The 18,686-nt window shown below is 67.2% G+C and carries 3 protein-coding genes; all 3 read left to right on the top strand.

Features of this window, described 5'->3' with window-relative positions; genetic code table 11:
* The first annotated feature begins 146 nt into the window (after positions 1-146).
* On the top strand, positions 147-16,907 hold the full coding sequence (locus L1080_RS20830) for a non-ribosomal peptide synthetase (protein ID WP_250771132.1): 16,761 nt from the start codon (positions 147-149) through the stop codon (positions 16,905-16,907).
* Positions 16,908-17,067: 160 nt separating this feature from the next.
* Complete coding sequence (locus L1080_RS20825) at positions 17,068-18,414, top strand: lysine N(6)-hydroxylase/L-ornithine N(5)-oxygenase family protein (RefSeq protein ID WP_250771043.1); 1,347 nt, start codon at positions 17,068-17,070, stop codon at positions 18,412-18,414.
* Positions 18,411-18,662: an MbtH family protein gene (locus L1080_RS20820; RefSeq protein ID WP_109326935.1), complete on the top strand. Its 252-nt coding sequence runs from the start codon at positions 18,411-18,413 to the stop codon at positions 18,660-18,662. Before L1080_RS20825 ends, L1080_RS20820 begins: the two co-directional genes overlap by 4 nt.
* Positions 18,663-18,686 lie beyond the last annotated feature (24 nt).

The following is an 18,686-nucleotide window of genomic DNA, read 5'->3' as shown; positions in this document are numbered from 1 at the left end:
ACGTAGGGGTTGAGCCCCCGGCGTTACAGTGATATTCGGCACCTGTGGAGAAACCGGGAATCGGTTGTTGCTGGTGGGTAGCCTAACCTAAACTCCTTCGGGTGCTGGTCGTGCGACGAGCACTCTCGACGGACGATCGGATCACCATGTCACCGGACCACTCGGCGGCTGCCCAGGCTCAGTTCCTCTCTGCAGAGAGCGCGCACACGTCTGCTTCTACGCCGACCGCGCTGCCCCTCACTGCCGCGCAGTCCGAGGTCTGGGTGGGGCAGGAGTTGCACCCGGGCAGCCCGGTGTACAACCTTTCGCTGGTCGTCGAGGTCGCTGGTCCGATCGATCTGAACCGCACGATCGCCGCTGTCCGGAAGACGGTCGAACGTGCCGAGGCGCTGCACGTGCGTTTCGAGCGGGGAGACGACGACGAACTCCTGCAGGTGCCCACGCCCCCCGACAGCTGGTCCCTGGACGTCGTCGACCTGCGCGCCGACGAGGATCCGGAGTCCAGTGCGCATGCCTGGATGGACCGTGACATGCAGACCGTGGTCGCTGTCGGGGGCGAGGAGCCCTTGTTCCATCACGCCCTGCTGCGCACCGGCGACGAATCGTTGATCTGGTACCAGCGCTATCACCACAGCATCATCGACGGCTATGGCATCACCCTGCTGGTAGGTGACGTCGTCGAGCGTTACGACGACCCCGACCTCGAGACCGCCGCAGGACCCTGGCCCCTCGACTCGCTGCTTGCCGCCGATCGCGAGTACCGCGGGTCCGCGCGCTTCGCAGCCGATCGCGAATTCTGGTTGCAGCAGGTGATCGACGCACCGGAACCCCCGCGGTTGCTCCCTCTTGTCGACGACCGGTCGGAAGCACCGATTTCGGCGGTAGTCGAGATCGACGGGGAGGACGCCGACGCCCTTTACGCCTTTGCAGCCGACGCCGGAATTCGCCGCACGCGACTGCCTCTCGCGATCGTGGTGGCGTATATCCACCGGATCACCGGCAGGCGCGACCTCACGTTGTCGCTGCCGATGGCGGCGCGGGTCGGGCGCGACATGCGCCGGGTGCCCGGGATGGCCTCCACCATCCTGCCGTTGCGGATTCAGGTCGATTCCGGCATGACTGTGGGCGCGCTGGCCCGGCGGATCGACACGACACTCGTCTCGGTGCTGCGGCACGGCCGTTACCGCGGTGAAGATTTGGCCCGTGACCTGCGATCGCTCGACCCGGACCGGCAGATTTTCGGACCAGGTATCAATTCGATGATGTTCGAGCATTCGCTCACCTTCGGCGGGTTCCCGGCGTGGGTGCGGAGTTCGGCCACTGGACCGGTATCGGACCTCGACTTCTCCATTCGCGGAGGACAGGATTCGGAAGCCATCGAGATCGATCTACGGGCGCCCTACGGCCTGGATGCCGAACTCGAGGAACACCGTCGCCGGCTCGAACACTTCGTCGGCCAGTTCGTCGCCGACCCTTCCGCGACCATCTCCACTCTCGACCCGTTGACCGAGGCCGAACGTCACCAACTGCTGACGGACTTCAACGACTCTGGGCGCGCACAGGAGTCGGCGACGATCCCCGAACTGTTTCAGGAGCAGGTGCGACGCAGCCCGGACGCGGAGGCGCTGGTCGCCGGCGAGATCCGCCTCACCTACCGCGAGCTCGGTGAACGGGTGGCTCAGCTCGCCCAGCACCTGCGGCTTCGTGGCGTGGGATCCGAAGACGTTGTGGCCGTGGGGTTACCGCGCTCGGCCGAGATGGTGGTCGGGCTCCTGGCCGTGGTGTGCGCGGGCGGCGCCTTCGTTCCCCTCGACCCGTCGTGGCCGCAGGAGCGTCGCGTTGCCGTACTCGAGGACGCGCGGGCGAGCCTCGTCCTCACCGGACCCGGCGGGGTGGCGGACGCCGGTGGCAGCGCTGTCCCGGTCGACCTGGCGGACTGGGCGTACGCGGACTACTCCACCGACCTGCCCGCTCTCACCGTGCAGGGTGCCCGACTGGCGTACGTCATCTTCACCTCGGGATCGACAGGCAGGCCCAAGGGTGCGATGATTCGCCACGACGCGGTGTGCGCCCGCTTGCTGTGGCAGCGTGACGAAATTCTGCATTTCGGAGCCGGGGACGCGTCGTTGTTCAAGGCCCCCTTGTCTTTCGACATCTCGGTCAACGAAATTCTGCTGCCCCTGGTGTCGGGTGGGCGGCTGGTGGTGGCCGAGCACGGCGGGGAGCGCGACCCCCAGTACCTGCTCGACCTCATCGCGCGGGAGTCGGTGACGTTCGTCTACCTCGTCTCCTCGATGCTCGATGTACTTCTCGACCTGTCGCGGGGCACGGACCGGTTGTCGGTACTGAAGCATGTGTGGTGTGGCGGTGAGGTTCTCACACCGGAACTGTTCGAACGTTTCCGCGCTCAGTTGTCGACGACGCTGTATCACGGTTACGGTCCGGCAGAAGCGACCATCGGTGTGTCACACGTCGTGTACCGGGAAGACGCCGCACGGATCGCGACGTCGATCGGCCGCCCCAACCCCGGCACCCAACTCTATGTACTGGACGGCCACCTGAACCCGGTACCGCTCGGTGCGAGCGGTGAGCTCTACGCGGGCGGATTCCTGCTCGGACGCGGGTATGTCGGAGCGTCGGCGCTGACGGCGGCTCGCTTCGTTGCCAACCCCTTCGCCGCCGACGGTTCACGCCTCTATCGCACCGGTGACCTGGCCCGGTGGACCCCCGACGGTTCGCTCGACTTTCTCGGCCGCGCCGATAATCAGGTGAAGATCCGGGGAATGCGCCTCGAACTCGAGGACGTGGAGGCGGGACTAGCCGCGCATCCCGCGGTGCGGCACAGCGCCGTGGTGGTGCGGGAGACGCCGACCGGCGCCAAGTATCTCGCCGCCTACCTCGTGCCCGACTCCGGTTCGGCACTGGACGATTCCGAACTGGGGACGTGGGCGTCGTCGAGACTGCCCGAGTACATGGTGCCGTCGGCTTTCGTGATTCTCGACCGGTTTCCGCTCACGGCCAACGGCAAACTGGATCGGCGGGCCCTGCCGGAACCCGATTTCGGCGCGGCGGGGAACAAGGTCGCCCCGCGTACCGCCGTCGAGAAAACGTTGTGCGCGTTGATGGCCGGAGTCCTCGGAGTGGAGTCGGTCGGGGTCACCGACGACTTCTTCGCCCTCGGCGGCGACAGTATCGTCGCCATCTCGTTGGTGAACCATGCCCGCAGGGAAGGGTTGTCGATCAGCCCGCGCGAGGTGTTCCAGCTCCGCACCGCCGAAGCGCTCGCCCGGGCCGAGGCCGGGCGCGAGGTGGCGGCGGTCGACACGGACGACATCGCGTTCGGCGCTGTGGCCGGCACTCCGATCCTCGCCCGCATCAGTGAGGCGGGAGACCAGATCACCCGGTTCCACCAGTCGGTGCTGGTGCAAACCCCGCCCGAATTCGACGAACAGCGTGCGCGCGAAGCGCTCTCCGCCGTCCTCGAGCGGCACGACGCCCTGCGAGCACGGTTGGTCCGCGGGAAGCGGTGGACACTGTCGGTGCCGCACTGGGATCCCTCCTCGGCATCCGACGTGCTGCGCGTCGTCGAGGTCGAGGGCAGCATGGATCAGCTCCTTTCCGAGCGGCTCGACGGCGAAACCGCGGCAGCGCTCGACCGGCTCGATCCTGATGGCGGCGCGATGCTGCAGGCCGTCCTCTTCCGGGTGACCTCCGGTCCGGGCAGGCTGCTTCTGATCGGCCACCACCTGGTAGTGGACGGCGTCTCCTGGCGCATCATTCTCGAAGACCTGGCGCAGGCGGGCGCTGCTCGCATCTCCGGTGCCGAGCCCGCCCTTGCCCCCGTCGGCACGTCGTTACGCAGGTGGTCTGCGCTGCTCGAAGAACGCGCGCACACAGGATCTTTCGATGCCGAACTGCCGTTCTGGAAGGCAGTGACGTCGACTCCCGAACCGATGCTCGGATCCCGTCCACTCGACCCCGCGGTCGATCTGGCCGGTCAGGCCGAAACTCTCACGGTCACGCTAGCGCCCGAGTTCACCCGCCCACTGCTGTCGGCCGTTCCCGCAGCGTTCTCCGGATCCGTCAACGACGTGCTGCTCACCGCGTTCGCCGTGGCTGCTGCGAGGTGGCGGGCCGCTCGTCGAGCGGAGGTCGCGCCGGGTCCGGTCCTGCTCGATCTCGAAGGGCACGGACGCGAAGAAGACCTGGTGCGCGCGCCCGGCGGACCGGCGGTCGATCTGTCTCGGACCGTCGGCTGGTTCACCACGGTGTATCCCGTGGGGATCGACGCCGGTGTGGCAGACAGCGACGAGGCGCTGGCGTCGGCGCTGAAGACCGTCAAGGAGCAGATGCGCAGCATCCCGGGAGCCGGTTTCGGTTACGGAACACTGCGTTACCTCGGTGACTCGGTGCCGGAACTCGAGCACGCGCCGACCCCTCAGGTGCTCTTCAACTACCTCGGCCGAGTCGCGGCCGGGGGAGACGTCGACTGGTTGCCTCAGGCGATGGGCGGCGCCGACGACCCACGCATGCCGCTCGGGCACGTCCTGACTTTGAACGTGATTGCCGAAGACGGCGGGGACGGGCCGGTGCTGAGCACCTCCTTCACCTGGGCGCCCGGAATTCTCGGGAGGGACGACGTCGAGGCGCTCGCCGAGGAGTGGACCACGGCGTTGTCGGCCGTAGCCGGCATCGAACGCCTGGGCGGGCCCACACCGTCGGACTTCCCGCTGGTCGGATTGACGCAGCAGGACGTCGACGCGTTGTCGGGGCCGTCCGATGTGCTCCCGCTGACGCCGTTGCAGGAGGGAATCTACTTCCAGTCTGCGTTCGAGGACACGAGTTCGGACCCCTACCTGGTGCAACAGGTCATCGAGCTGAGCGGCCCCGTCGACCCCGGCGCACTGCACCGGGCCTTGCAGACCGTGGTCGATCGGCACGCTGCACTGCGCACCGGAATCTCGTCCGTGTCGGACGGCCGGATCGTGCAGGTGATCCGCGACGGTGTCCGGGTACCGATGGACGTGCTGGACCTCACCGAAGTCGCGAACCCGTCACAGCGGATCGAGGAGGTGCTGGCCGCGGATCGCACTCGCGGCTTCGCCTTCGACCGGCCGCCGCTGCTGCGCTACACCCTCGCCCGACTGGAGTCGGAGAAGTACCTTCTGCTGCAGTCGATCCACCACGTGATCGCCGACGGGTGGTCGGTGCCGGTGATGCTGCGGGAGATGCTGGCCCTCTACAGCACGTCGGGTACACCGCCGGCGCTGCCGGCACCCACCCCGTACCGCAGCTACCTCGAATGGCTGGATGCGCGGGACCGGAACGCGTCCCTCGAGGTGTGGCGAGAGGCGCTCAGGGACCTACCGGAGCCGGTGGAGTTGCCCCGCACGGCGTCTCCGATCGAGTCCGGCATTCGCAGCGTGCAGGTGGCGCTGCCGGCCGCGGATACCGACGCACTCGTGGCCGTCGGCCGGGCCCGCGGACTGACCCTGAGCACGCTCGTCCACGGCACCTGGGGACTTGTCGTTGGCCGGCTCACCGGCACGGACGACGTGGTGTTCGGATCCACGGTGTCCGGGCGCGGCGGCGACCTGCCCGGAATCGAATCCATGGTGGGGTTGTTCATCAACACCGTCCCGGCGCGACTACGGTATCGGCCCACCGAGACGGTGGCCGAGGCGCTCACGCGATGGCAGGACGAGCAATCGGCGTTGCTCGACCACCAGCATGTCGGACTGGCCGAACTGCGCCGCGATGCCGGCTTGCACACCATGTTCGAGACCCTCGTCGTCTTCGAGAACTATCCGCTGGGTGACGGAGCTGCCACCGACCCGTCCGGCTCCGTATGCCTGACGAATGTGCGTTTCGACGAGCACCCGCCGTACCCGATGACGCTGATCGTCGTGCCCGGTGACACGGTGGCCCTCGAGCTGAAATACGATGCCACGCGCATCGATTCGGCGACAGCCGACCGTTTCGCCGAATCGATGGTGGCTTATCTTCGCGAGGTCACTCGCGACGCCGACCAAGCCGTGTCGAGTGTGGCTCTGGCTTCACGTCGACCGGTCCACTCGGCCGTGCCCGATGCGCGTCCGGCGTTCCCCGACACGACACTCACCGCTCTTCTCGCGGAGCAGGCGGCCCGAACACCCGACGCGGTGGCCGTCGTGTTCGAGGACGAACAACTTACCTATGCCGAATTGCATTTACGGGCCAACCGCCTCGCGCGGCTGCTGATCGAGCGTGGTGTCTACCCGGGGTCCAGGGTGGCCGTGGCGTTGCCACGTTCACTCGACCTGATGGTGTCGCTGCTGGCGATCGGCAAGGCGGGCGGAGCCTATGTGCCGCTCGACACCGGCTACCCCGCAGAGCGATTGGCGTACATGCTGGAGGATGCGCACCCGGTGTGCGTGGTCACCGACAGCGGATCCGCCGCTCTCTTCACCGACGCCGGCGTTCCCCAGGTGCGCGTCAGCGAAGCGGACGACTACTCGTCGGCACCGCTGCCCGAGTCGGGCTCGCCGGGCCATCCCGCGTACGTGATCTACACGTCCGGTTCGACCGGCCGGCCCAAGGGGGTCGTCGTGCCGCACGCCGGCATCGTCAACCGACTGCTGTGGATGCAGTCGTTCCGGCCGATCACCCCGTCGGACAGGGTGCTTCAGAAGACTCCGGCCAGCTTCGACGTCTCGGTGCCCGAACTCTTCGGCCCTCTCCTCGCGGGCGCTACCGTCGTACTCGCGCGGCCGGACGGACACAAGGATCCGGGCTACCTCGCGGATGTCATCGTCGAAAAGTCGGTAACCAGAGCGCATTTCGTCCCCTCGATGCTCGAGGCGTTTCTCGCCGAGCCTGCCGCGGCCGGGTGCACCGGGCTGCGGATCATCGCCTGCAGCGGTGAGGCGTTGCCCGTGGCGTCGGCACGGCGGGTGGCCGAGGTGCTGCCGGGCGTGGAAGTCGACAACCTGTACGGGCCGACCGAGGCATCCGTGGAGGTGAGCTACGCGGCGTCGGTGCAGAACATCGACGCTGCAGCGTCGTCGGTGCCGATCGGCTTCCCGACGTCGAACACCGGCTTGTACGTCCTGGATCGGTACCTGCATACGGTGCCGCCGGGTGCCTCGGGAGAGCTGTACTTGTCGGGACCGCAGGTGGCCGACGGATACCTCGGCAGGGCAGCGCTGAGTGCGGAGCGGTTCGTCGCCGACCCGTTCTCACCCTCCGGTACTCGCATGTACCGCACCGGCGATATCGCACGGATCAATGCCGACGGAGCCGTCGAGTATGTCGGCCGAGTGGACGATCAGGTGAAGCTGCGGGGCTTCCGAATCGAGCTCGGCGAAATCGAGGCGCACCTGTCGGCCTGTCCCGGAGTGCGGCAGGCGGCCGCCGTCGTCCGTTCGGACCGGCCGGGCAGGCAGCAGTTGGTGGGCTACCTCGTGGGTGACATCGACCTCGACGACGTTCGTGCCCGGCTCAGTTCCGCTCTGCCCGAGTACATGGTTCCCGTCCTCTTCGTCATCCTCGACGCGTTCCCGCTCACCCCGAGCGGCAAACTGGATCGCACCTCTCTCCCCGCGCCCGCCCTCTCGGCTCCGGCCGCGTCGGCACACGCCGGCGGCAACGACACCGCAGAAATGCTCGCCGCCCGTTTCGCCGAAGTCCTCGGGCTCGACGTGGTCGGGGTGGACGACGACTTCTTCATGCTCGGTGGAGACAGCATCCTGGCCATCCGGCTCGTCAATCTCGCACGGCGGGAGGGGTTGACGATCACCCCACGCCAGATCTTCGAGCAGCGGACACCGGCTGCCCTCGCGAGGCTCGCCGGTGACACGCCGGCCGCCGTGGCCGAGGCCGCAGTGCCGATCGAGTCGGGGACGGGGGCACTGTTGCCGCTTCCCGTCGTTCACCGGCTGTCCGAGTGGAGCGGAGAGAAAGACCGCTTCAACCAGGCCGTTCTCCTGCTCACACCGGCCGGCACCAGCAGCGACGTGCTCACTTCCGTGCTGCGCTCGGTGATCGCCCATCACGACGGGCTTCGCCAGCACTTGACCCGGCATGCGCCCGGAGTCTGGTCACTCGAGATCGCGGAGACGGCGGAGGCGTCGATCCGCCGGGTCGACGCGACCGGACTCGACGACAAGGCACTGCGTCAGCTGGTGGCCGCGGAATCCGACGCCGCCACCGACCGGCTCGACCCGGACAGCGGGATCATGGTGTCGGCCGTCTGGTTCGACGCGGGACCGGACGAGCTCGGCAGGCTTCTGCTCGTCGCCCATCATCTGGTCGTCGACGGGGTGTCCTGGCGAATCCTCGTCGAAGACCTCGCCATGGCCTGGGTGGCCGCCGACAGCGGACAGGCCGCGGCACTCGATCCGGTGCCCACATCGCTGCGGACGTTCTCGCGCATCGTCACGGAACAGGCGCACGCGCCGACACGTCTCGCCGAACTCGACCACTGGCTCGAGGTCACCGAACCGGGCGCCGACCTCGTCCCCGGTGTCTCCGGTACCGCGGTCGTGAGCAGTGGCGCTCGTCGCACCGTGCGCCTGGACTCCGCGCTGACGAACGCGCTGCTGACCACCGTTCCCGCAGCGGTCGGCGCTGACGTCACGGACGTGCTGGTCGCCGCACTGCGGCTGGCCGTCGACCGGTGGCGCGCAGCGAGCGAACGCAGCCAGGACCTCTTGGTGGACCTCGAACGGCATGGCCGCGAGGAACTGGTTCCGGGACTCGACCTCTCGCGCACGGTCGGCTGGCTGACCAACGTCGCCCCGGTGCGGTTGCCTAGCGCCGGCGGCCCACTCGACACTCTGAAGGCCGTCAAGGAACAGCTGCGTGCGGCGCCCGACGGCGGCATCGGATACGGCATGTTGCGGTATCTCAACGCGCGGACCGCTCGACTCCTCGGGTCGCGGTCCGAGTCCCAGGTGTTGTTCAACTACCTGGGCCGGATGCCACACGCGGTGTCCGGGCCGTGGACTCCGGCGGCCGAATCCGATTCCCTCCGCACGGACCCCGATGCCGATTTCGGCGCGCCCTACCGATTGGTGATCAACGCGCTCTGCGAAGACGGCGAACAGGGTTCGCAGCTGCACGCAGTCTTCGCCTGGTCGGGAGACGACCTGAGCGAGGACGACGCGATCGCGCTCAGCGAGGGCTGGGCGTCGGCTCTCGGCGAGTTGGCGGAGTCGGTATCCGAACATCGGGGGCCGGCGCTACTGACCCCGTCGGATCTGTCGCTGGTTCGCCTGACCCAGGATGAGATCGACCGCATCGCGGCGACCTGCCCTGCGGGCGTGGAGACGGTGCTCCCGTTGTCACCACTTCAGGAAGGGTTGTACTTCCAAGCAGGGTTCGCGGCAGGTTCGGACATCTACACGGCGCAGTTCTCGCTCGATTTCGCGCACCGACTGGACCTCGACCGCCTTGCCGCTGCGCTGCGCACCCTGCAACGACGCAATCCCACGCTCCGGGCGGGATTCGTCAGTGACGGGCTCTCGGCTCCGGTGCAATTCGTCAGCGCCGGGCTCGACGTGCCGATCACCGAATACGATCTTCGGGATCTGGGTGACACCGAACGGGCCGACTACGCCGAGGAATTGGCCGCCCGCGACCGTCTGACGCCGTTCGATCTGACGGCTCCGCCGCTGTGGCGCGTGATGGTTCTCCATCTCACCGACGACCACGACCGATTGGTGGTCAACCGGCAGTTCCTGCTGTGGGACGGCTGGTCCAACGGCCTGGTGGTGAGTCAACTTCTCGCCCTCTACGATTCGGCGGGCGACGACTCGAGTTTCGGTTCCCCGGAGGGCACCTTCGAGGACTACCTGACCTGGCTGGCCGCACAGGACCCGGACGCAGCGCAGGCGGCATGGACGGAAGCCCTCCGCGGACTCGAGGAACCCACCCTGGTGGCCGCGGCGGCGGTGGACGACCCACAGCCGCCCCAACGCCGGGACGCCGTGCTCGATGCGGACCTCAGTGAACGCCTTCGTGCCGCCGCCCGCGGTGCCGGTGTCACCTTCAACGCCGTGCTCAATGCCGCTCTGGCCGTCGTACTCGGGATCGAAACGGGAAGAGCGGACCTGGTGTTCGGCACCACGGTGGCCGGCCGGCCTCCCGAGGTGCCGGGCCTCGACGCCGTCGCCGGCATGTTCCTCAACACCGTCCCGGTCCGCATGACGTTGCGTCCCGGCGAGACCGTCACCGAGCTGCTGCGCCGGGCGCAGTCCGAACGGCTGGCGCTGACCCCGTACGACTATCTCGGTCTTGCCTCCATTCAGCGCGTCTCGGACCACCGGCAGCTCTTCGACGTGCTGTATGTGCTGCAGAACTTCGTCGACGAGAAGCAGGTGTCGGCGCTCAACGCCGCCCACGACATCAGCGGCGGCGACAGCATCGACCACACCCACTACCCGCTGACCGTCGTCGTGACGCCGGGCGCCAGCGTGAAGGTGAAGTTCGAATTCGATCCCCATCGCGTGTCGCAGTCGCGGGTGGAAGCCATGCTGGCCCGCTTCGTGGACCTGCTCGCACAGTGGTCCACCGACATGTCCGGGATAGTGGGCGGTATTCCCGGTGCGGCCACGGTCACCCCGCCGGCGAGCAGAGCGTTGCCCGACGCGACCATCGCCGACCTGTTCGCGGACGCCGCCCGGCAGCGCCCGGACCACTCGGCTCTCGTCTTCGGGGACCGCACGGTGACGTATGCGGAGCTCGACGCCGACATCAACCGCATGTCGCGGCTCCTGCTCGATCACGGTGCCGGCCCCGAGAAGATTGTCGCGCTGGCACTTCCGCGGTCGGTGGAGATGGTCGTGGCGTTGTTCGCCGTGCTGCGCACCGGATCCGCCTACCTGCCGCTCGAACTGGACCACCCCGCCGAACGCCTGGTGGGCATGCTCGACGATGCACGCCCGGTCACCCTGGTGACCACCTCCGAGGTCGCGGGCACGCTGGCCGCGGCCCACGTCGACGTCCTCTCGGTCGACACCGCACTCCTCGACTCCGCACTTCTCGACACCGTGTCTTCGGAGCCGCTGTCCGATGACGAACTCGGAAGTTTCGTGCCGGGGACGCCGGGACGGCTGGACCATCCGGCGTATGTCATCTACACGTCAGGGTCGACAGGCAAGCCGAAGGGTGTGGTCACCCCGTACCGCGGTCTGACCAACATGCAGTTCAACCACCGGGAGGCGATCTTCGAACCGGTGGTGAGCGCCGCCGGAGGCCGGCGTCTGCGCATCGCCCACACCGTGTCGTTCGCATTCGACATGTCGTGGGAGGAACTGCTGTGGCTCGTCGAAGGCCACGAGGTCCACATCTGCGACGAGAACCTCCGCCGCGACGCCGAAGCCCTGGTGTCCTACTGCGACACCCATCGGATCGACGTCGTCAACGTCACGCCCACGTACGCGCAACACCTGATCGAGGAGGGATTGCTCGACGACGGTGACGGACGCCATCGGCCACCTCTGGTGCTGCTCGGCGGCGAGGCCGTGTCGGATTCGGTCTGGAACCGTCTGCGGGACACCGAGGGAACGTGTGGTTACAACCTGTACGGCCCCACCGAGTACACGATCAACACCCTCGGGGCAGGCACCGGCGACAGCGTTACTCCGACAGTCGGAACTCCGATCTGGAACACCTCGGCGTATGTACTCGACGCCTGGCTGCGTCCCGTCCCGGACGGTGTTCCCGGTGAGCTGTACATCTCCGGTGTCGGGCTGGCGCGCGGCTACCTCGACCGGTTCGCGCTGACGGCGGAGCGGTTCGTCGCCGATCCGTTCGGCACGTCCGTACGTATGTATCGGACGGGCGATCTGGTCCGTCGCCGTGAGGACGGGAATCTCGACTTCCTCGGCCGCACGGACGATCAGGTGAAGATCCGCGGCCACCGGGTGGAACTCGGCGAAATCGCGTCGGCGCTCGAAGCGTTGGACGACGTGCGCCAGGCCGCCGTGGTGGTCGATACCGGCCCGGGTGGTTTCAAGCGGCTCGTGGGCTACGCCGTCCCCGTGCGTACTTATCAACCGCGGGATGTTAATAAGTACTCACGGGCGCTGCGCGCAACCCTGCCGGACTACATGGTTCCGGCCGCCGTCATCGAGGTCGAGTCGTTGCCGATGACCGTCAACGGCAAACTCGACGTCAAGGCGCTCCCGTCTGCGGAGGAGGTGCTCGGCGTCCACGCCGGTGCACGCACCGAACCGCGGGACACCACCGAACGGGTGCTGTCCGACCTGTTCGGTGACATCCTCGGAGTTCCGGCTCCGGGTGTCGACGACAACTTCTTCGACCTCGGCGGGCACTCGCTGCTGGCCACTCGCCTGATCAGCCGGGCCCGGGCCGCCCTCGACACGGACCTCGTCATGCGTGACCTGTTCGAGGCGCCCACCGTCGCCGAACTGGCCGACCGCATCCGGGGCAACACGGGGTCGACGCGTCCGGTGCTGACCGTGAGACCGCGCCCCCGGAATCTCCCGCTTTCGGCTGCGCAACAACGTTTGTGGCTTCTGCAGCAGATGGACCCGGATTCGGCGGCCTACAACTTCCCGATCGTGCTGCGACTGCGGGACGGGCTCGAGCCCGAATTGCTGGCGCAGGCACTGGCCGACGTGGTGGCGAGGCACGAATCGCTCCGCACCGTGTTCGGGCAGCACGACGGCGAACCGGTGCAGGTGATCCTCGACGGCGTGCGACCCGACATCAGCGTGGTGGACGGCACGGATGCCGATCTCTTCCGACTGGTAGGTGACACGGTCGGGCGCCCGTTCGATCTGGCGACGGAGATCCCGATCCGAGCGGCCCTGATCCGGATCGGTGACGAGCAGGTGCTGGCGATCGTGTTGCACCACATCGCCACCGACGAATGGTCCGACCGGCCGTTCCTCCGGGACCTGATGACGGCCTATGCCTCCCGGGCGCAGAATTCGGCACCGGCATGGGAACCGCTCGACGTGCAATACGCCGATTACACCCTGTGGCAACGGGAAATGCTCGGCGATCCGCAGGACCCGTCGAGCCTGGTGAGCCGTCAACTCGACTACTGGGCGAAGACTCTCGACGGGGCACCCGAAGAATTGGTGCTCCCCGCCGACCGCACTCGCCCGGCGCGACCGAGCTTTTCGGGTGGTGCCATCGAAACGGTGCTGGACGCCGCCACCACGCGCTCGCTCCGTACCTTGGCGCGCGCCACCGGCACGACCATGTTCATGGTGATGCACGCGGCATCCGCGGCGTTGCTGCACAGGCTCGGTGCGGGGGACGACCTGCCGATCGGGGCACCCGTCGCGGGAAGAAGCGAGCAGGGTCTCGACGACTTGATCGGGTTCTTCGTCAACACCGTCGTGTTGCGGACGGACGTGTCCGGCAATCCGACGTTCGACGAGTTGCTGAGTCGAGTCCGTGGCATCGACCTGGCTGCGTTCGCGCACTCGGACGTGCCGTTCGAGGCGGTCGTGGAGAAGGTCAATCCCGGCCGCACCCTCGCCCGGAATCCGCTGTTCCAGGTGATGGTCGGCTACCACAGCCGAACGGCGGATGCTGCTCTCGCACCCGGACTTTCGGTAACTCCGGTGCAGTTCGAGGAGCGCACCGCCAAGTTCGACCTGGTGTTCAACTACACCGAGTACCTCGACGAGGACCGGGTGGAACTGCGTCTCGAGTACGGCAGCGACCTGTTCGACCGCGACACCGCGGCGAAGATCGCACGTCGACTGATCTCCGTGTTCGATACAGTCGCAGTGCAGTCGGACCTTCCGGTCGGTGATCTCGACGTATTCCTCGACGACGAACGAGAACTGGTGGTGCGTGGGTTCAACGACACCGCGCTGCCCGTGCCGGAGGAAACGTTCTACGAGGCGTTCGCACGCCACGTGGATTCCGCTCCACACGCCGTCGCTGTAGTCGACGAGCACGGTCAGGCATCCTATGCGGAATTGAGTGCACGCGCCGACCGCATTGCAGCACTGCTGGATCGTCGCGGGGTGTCGGTCGAGGGCGTTGTCGGACTGGCTGTTCCGCGGTCGGTGGACATGGTGGCCGTGGTTCTCGCCGCACTGAAGCTGGGTGCCGCCTATCTGCCGCTGGACCTGAACCATCCGTCCGACCGCATCTCGTACATGCTTTCCGACTCCGGCGCGCAGGTACTCGTGACGACCATCTCGGAGAGCCCGCGCATCGCGGAGGTAGACGGACTGAGCCGCGTACTCCTCGACGACGCATCGATTCTTGCCGAACTCGACACCGCGCACGGCGAAGAGCTGCCGGGTCCGCCGCGAGGTGTGGACCACGCCGCGTACGTCATCTACACGTCGGGTTCCACCGGAAAACCGAAGGGCGCGATCCTCACCCACGACGGCATCCCCAGCCTGGTGGCCACGGCGCAGGAGCGGATGCGACTGGTTCCCGGTTCGGTGGTCATGCAGTTCGCGTCGATCGGCTTCGACGTGGCGGTCTTCGAGCTGTCGATGGCCCTGTGCACGGGTTCGCGTCTGGTCATCGTCCCGGACGACGCCAGGGTGGCAGGACCCGAACTCACCGACTTCATGGCCGAGCACGCGGTGACGCACGCGATCATCCCGCCGTCCCTGCTGGCGGCGCTTCCCGCAGGGTGCGTCGTCCCCGAGGGATGCACGGTGCTGGTGGGCACGGAGACGGTGCCGCCCGAGCTGATCGGCCGATGGGCGGAGAGGCTCAATCTCCTCGCCGCGTACGGGCTCACCGAGGCCACCGTCAACAACACTCTGTGGCAGGCCGAGCCGGGCTGGACCTCGGCCGTGCCGATCGGCATCCCCGACCCCAATGAGCAGGCGTACGTGCTCGACGACCGCCTGCAGCCGGTCCCGCCCGGGGTGGCGGGGGAGTTGTACATCGCCGGGCGTGGGCTCGCACGTGGGTATCTGGGCCGGCCCGACCTCACCGCGGCACGCTTCGTGGTTTCGCCTTTCGGCGCCGCGGGTTCGCGGATGTACCGGACGGGTGACCGGGCTCGTTGGCGGGCAGACGGCAACATCGAGTTCCTCGGGCGTGTCGACGATCAGGTGAAGATTCGTGGATTCCGCATCGAACTCGGCGAGATCATCGCAGCGCTCGGGAGTCATCCGGGTGTCAAGCAGGCTGCTGTGGTGGCAGACAGGGAGGGCGACATCGTCCGGCTCGTCGGCTACGTGACCCCGTCGGAGGATCCCCTGTCCGACGCCGTGGACCCACGGGCCGTGCGCGAGCATGCGGCCACACGACTACCCGACTACATGGTGCCCACCCTCGTCGTGGTGCTCGACGGCGATCTGCCGTTGACGCCGAACGGAAAGCTCGACCGCAAGGCGCTTCCTCTGCCGGACTGGTCCGCGTTGACGGGGGACGGTACCCCCCAGACGCCGGAGCAGAAGGAGATCGCCGGGGCGTTCGCGGAGATACTGCACCTGCCGTCGGTGGGAATTCACGACAACTTCTTCGACCTCGGTGGAAACTCGATGGCGTCGATGCGGTTGGTGGGCAGGATTCGTCAGCGATTCGGCGTCGACATCGGCATCCGCGACATCTTCGACCGGTCCACCGTGGCCGAACTCTCGGCGATCGTGATCGCCGCCGGCGGAAGCGGGAGGCCGGTGCTCGCACCGGCGGACCCACGCCCGGACGTGGTGCCGTTGTCCGGTCCGCAACGCCGGTTCTGGAACCAGTTCCGCGCGGCCGGAAGCGACGCGACGGCCAGTCATGCACTGTCGCTGCAACTCCGCGGGACGGTCGATCCGGTGATCCTGGCGCAGGCGTTGGGCGATGTCGCGTCCCGTCACGAACCGTTGCGCACCGTGTATGTGGAGATCGACGGCACCGTGATTGCGCAGGAAGCGGTTCCGCCGACGCTCGACGTGGTCGACGTCGGCGACGGTGACGTGCATCGCACGGTCTTCGCCCTGGCCCAGAAGCCGATGGACCTCACCGAGGAGTCGCCGCTCCGTGCCCATCTCGTCGGCGGCGCGGACGGAACGCAGGCCCTGCTCCTCGCGATGCACTACATCGCGGTGGACGAGTGGTCGGTGGTGCCGCTGCTCGGGGATCTGCTGGGGGCGTACGCCTCGCGTTCGGACGGCAGTGCCCCGGAGTGGGAACCGCTGCCGGTGAGTTACCCCGACTACGTCGTGTGGTCGCGGTCGCTTCTGGGCGACCTGGCGGACCCGGGCAGTCGGCACGCCCGACAGCTCGCGTATTGGCGGGAGCGGCTGGCCGGACTACCGGCGCAGTTGGAGTTGCCTCGCCCGGTTTCGCAGTCCGCGCCGCGAGCGGAGATCGTGCCCGTGGAGATCGATGCGGATCTGCACGCCGCGATCGATGCGCTGGCGAGCCGTACCGGAACCAGTCTCTTCATGGTGTTGCAGGCGGCGCTCGCGACCGTCCTGACGCGGCACGGTGCCGGTACGGACATTCCCATGGGTTCTCTGGTCGCGGGACGCCCGGAGGAGTCACTGGACCACCTGATCGGCTGCTTCTTCAACATCGTTGTGCTGCGGACGGACACGAGTGGAGAACCGGATTTCACGGAGCTGTTGCGGCGTATCCGTGCGAACAACCTCGATGCCCTGGACAATCAGGACATCGCCTTCGCCGAGGTCGTGGAGGCCCTCGGCGAAGGCGAGGCGAGGGTGATGCGTCCGCAGATCATGCTGGTGCATCACGAGCAGGCACGCCTGTCGCATCTCGGTGCGTTGGACGGGTTGATGCCGGTGCCGGTCGGAGTGCCGGATGCGGACCTGACACTGAGCTTTTACGAGCCCGTCGGCGAGGGGGCGGTGCACGCCTACTTCTCCTTCTCCTCGGCAGTGCTGGAGTTCGACACCGTGGCGAGGTGGGCCGCGGAGTTGACGGCGCTCGTGGCGAACTGGAGCGGGGAGGTGGCATGACTTCACGTGATCCGGATCGCAGAGTCGGTGCCGAGATGGCTGTCCCGGAGGGGCTTTCTTCTTGGTACTGTGCTCGAAATAAGGATAGGCTTCACTACCTTCTAGGGCAGACGGCAGCTGGGTCGGGTGCGACGCGGCGTCGAGGACGGGACAGCGTGCTATGAACGAATCGCCGGAAATGGTCGATACGGATCTCCCAGTGCGAGATGTCGTGGGTGTCGGGTTCGGACCTGCGAATCTCGCACTGGCGATTGCCATCGAGGAACACAACGCGAACTGCGCGCCGGGGGAGCAGATGAGCGCGCAGTTCCTGGAGAAGCAGGACCGTTTCGGGTGGCATCCCGGAATGCTGCTCGACGGGGCGACGATGCAGATCGCTTTCCCCAAGGACCTCGTCACATTCCGCAACCCGCGCAGCGCGTACACCTTCTTCAACTACCTCTTCGAGCGCGGCCGTCTCGTCGATTTCGTCAACCACCAGACGTTCTTTCCCACCCGGCACGAATTTCACGACTACCTGCAGTGGGCTGCCGGGCGTGTCGGCGCGGACGTCCGGTACGGCACGGCGGTGGAATCGGTGCGAGGAATCCGCAACAGCGAGGGAATGATCGACCGTTTCGAGGTCCGGGCGTCGGACGGCACAGCGGTGATCGCCCGCAACGTCGTGATGGGTGCGGGTCTGCGCGAGCGTATTCCGGAGTGGGCCACGCCCTCCATGCGATGCTTCCACAATCATCAGTTCCTGTTCCGCATCGGTGAGTTGCCCACCCTCGCCCACCAGCGATTCGCCGTTCTGGGGGCCGGCCAGAGTGCTGCCGAAATTGTGCAGTACCTGCACGCCAACTACCCCGAAGCCGAAGTCCACAGCGTCTTCTCGCGGTACGGCTACAGCCCGGCGGACGACAGTCCTTACGCCAACCGAATCTTCGACCCGGAGGCCGTGGACGATTTGCACGGCGCACCCGAGGTCGAGCGCCTGCGGCTGCTCGATGTCCATCGCAGCACCAACTATTCGGTGGTGGACATCGAACTCATCAACGAGTTGTATGCCAAGGAGTACCAGGAGCGGGTTCGTGGTCGCCGCCGCCTCTTCATGCGCCGCGCCTCCGAGATCGTCTCCGTCGAGGAAGGTTCGGACGGCATCGATGTGGCGGTACGCAGCGCCGTCGACGGCCTCACGGACACACTCGCCTGTGATGCGTTGATTCTTGCCACCGGGTTCACTCCGGCGCCTCTCGAACCGCTCCTCGGCGAACTCGCACCGGCTGTGCACCCGCCGCGTGAGGTGGGGCGCGATTATCGGCTGGCGGTTTCGCCGGACGTCGCAGCGGGAATCTACCTTCAGGGCGGCACGGAGAAAACGCACGGAATCACGTCGTCGCTCCTGTCGAACGTTGCCGTGCGGGCGGGAGAGATCTTGACATCTGTCGTAACACGGCGTGGCCGGATCGGCACGCTTGCTAGTGTGAACGCACAGGACACGTATGCGACAAGCGAGGCGAGATGAGCACCAATCCATTCGATGACGAAGAAGGCCGCTTCTACGTGCTGGTGAACGACGAAGAGCAGCACTCTCTGTGGCCGACGTTCTCTGAGGTGCCGGCGGGCTGGCGTGTGGTTTTCGGCGAAGAGAGCCGCGCAGCATGCCTCGAGTACGTGGAGAAGAACTGGACGGACATGCGGCCGAAAAGCCTGCGTGAGGCCATGGAGGCCGACGAGAAGTCGGGTGGTCGTCACAGCGTCGACAAGAGCTGACCTGCTCGGAGCTGCACTGCGGTA

Source organism: Rhodococcus sp. MSC1_016 (assembly GCF_023667485.2).
Lineage (GTDB): Bacteria > Actinomycetota > Actinomycetes > Mycobacteriales > Mycobacteriaceae > Rhodococcus_F > Rhodococcus_F oxybenzonivorans.
This window is presented reverse-complemented; position numbering and strand designations above follow the sequence as displayed.

What these genes read in the sequence shown, in the direction of transcription:
- L1080_RS20830 (WP_250771132.1), top strand. Translation starts at nt 147, where the DNA reads ATGTCACCGGACCACTCGGCGGCTGCCCAGGCTCAGTTCCTCTCTGCA.
- L1080_RS20825 (WP_250771043.1), top strand. Translation starts at nt 17,068, where the DNA reads ATGAACGAATCGCCGGAAATGGTCGATACGGATCTCCCAGTGCGAGAT.
- L1080_RS20820 (WP_109326935.1), top strand. Translation starts at nt 18,411, where the DNA reads ATGAGCACCAATCCATTCGATGACGAAGAAGGCCGCTTCTACGTGCTG.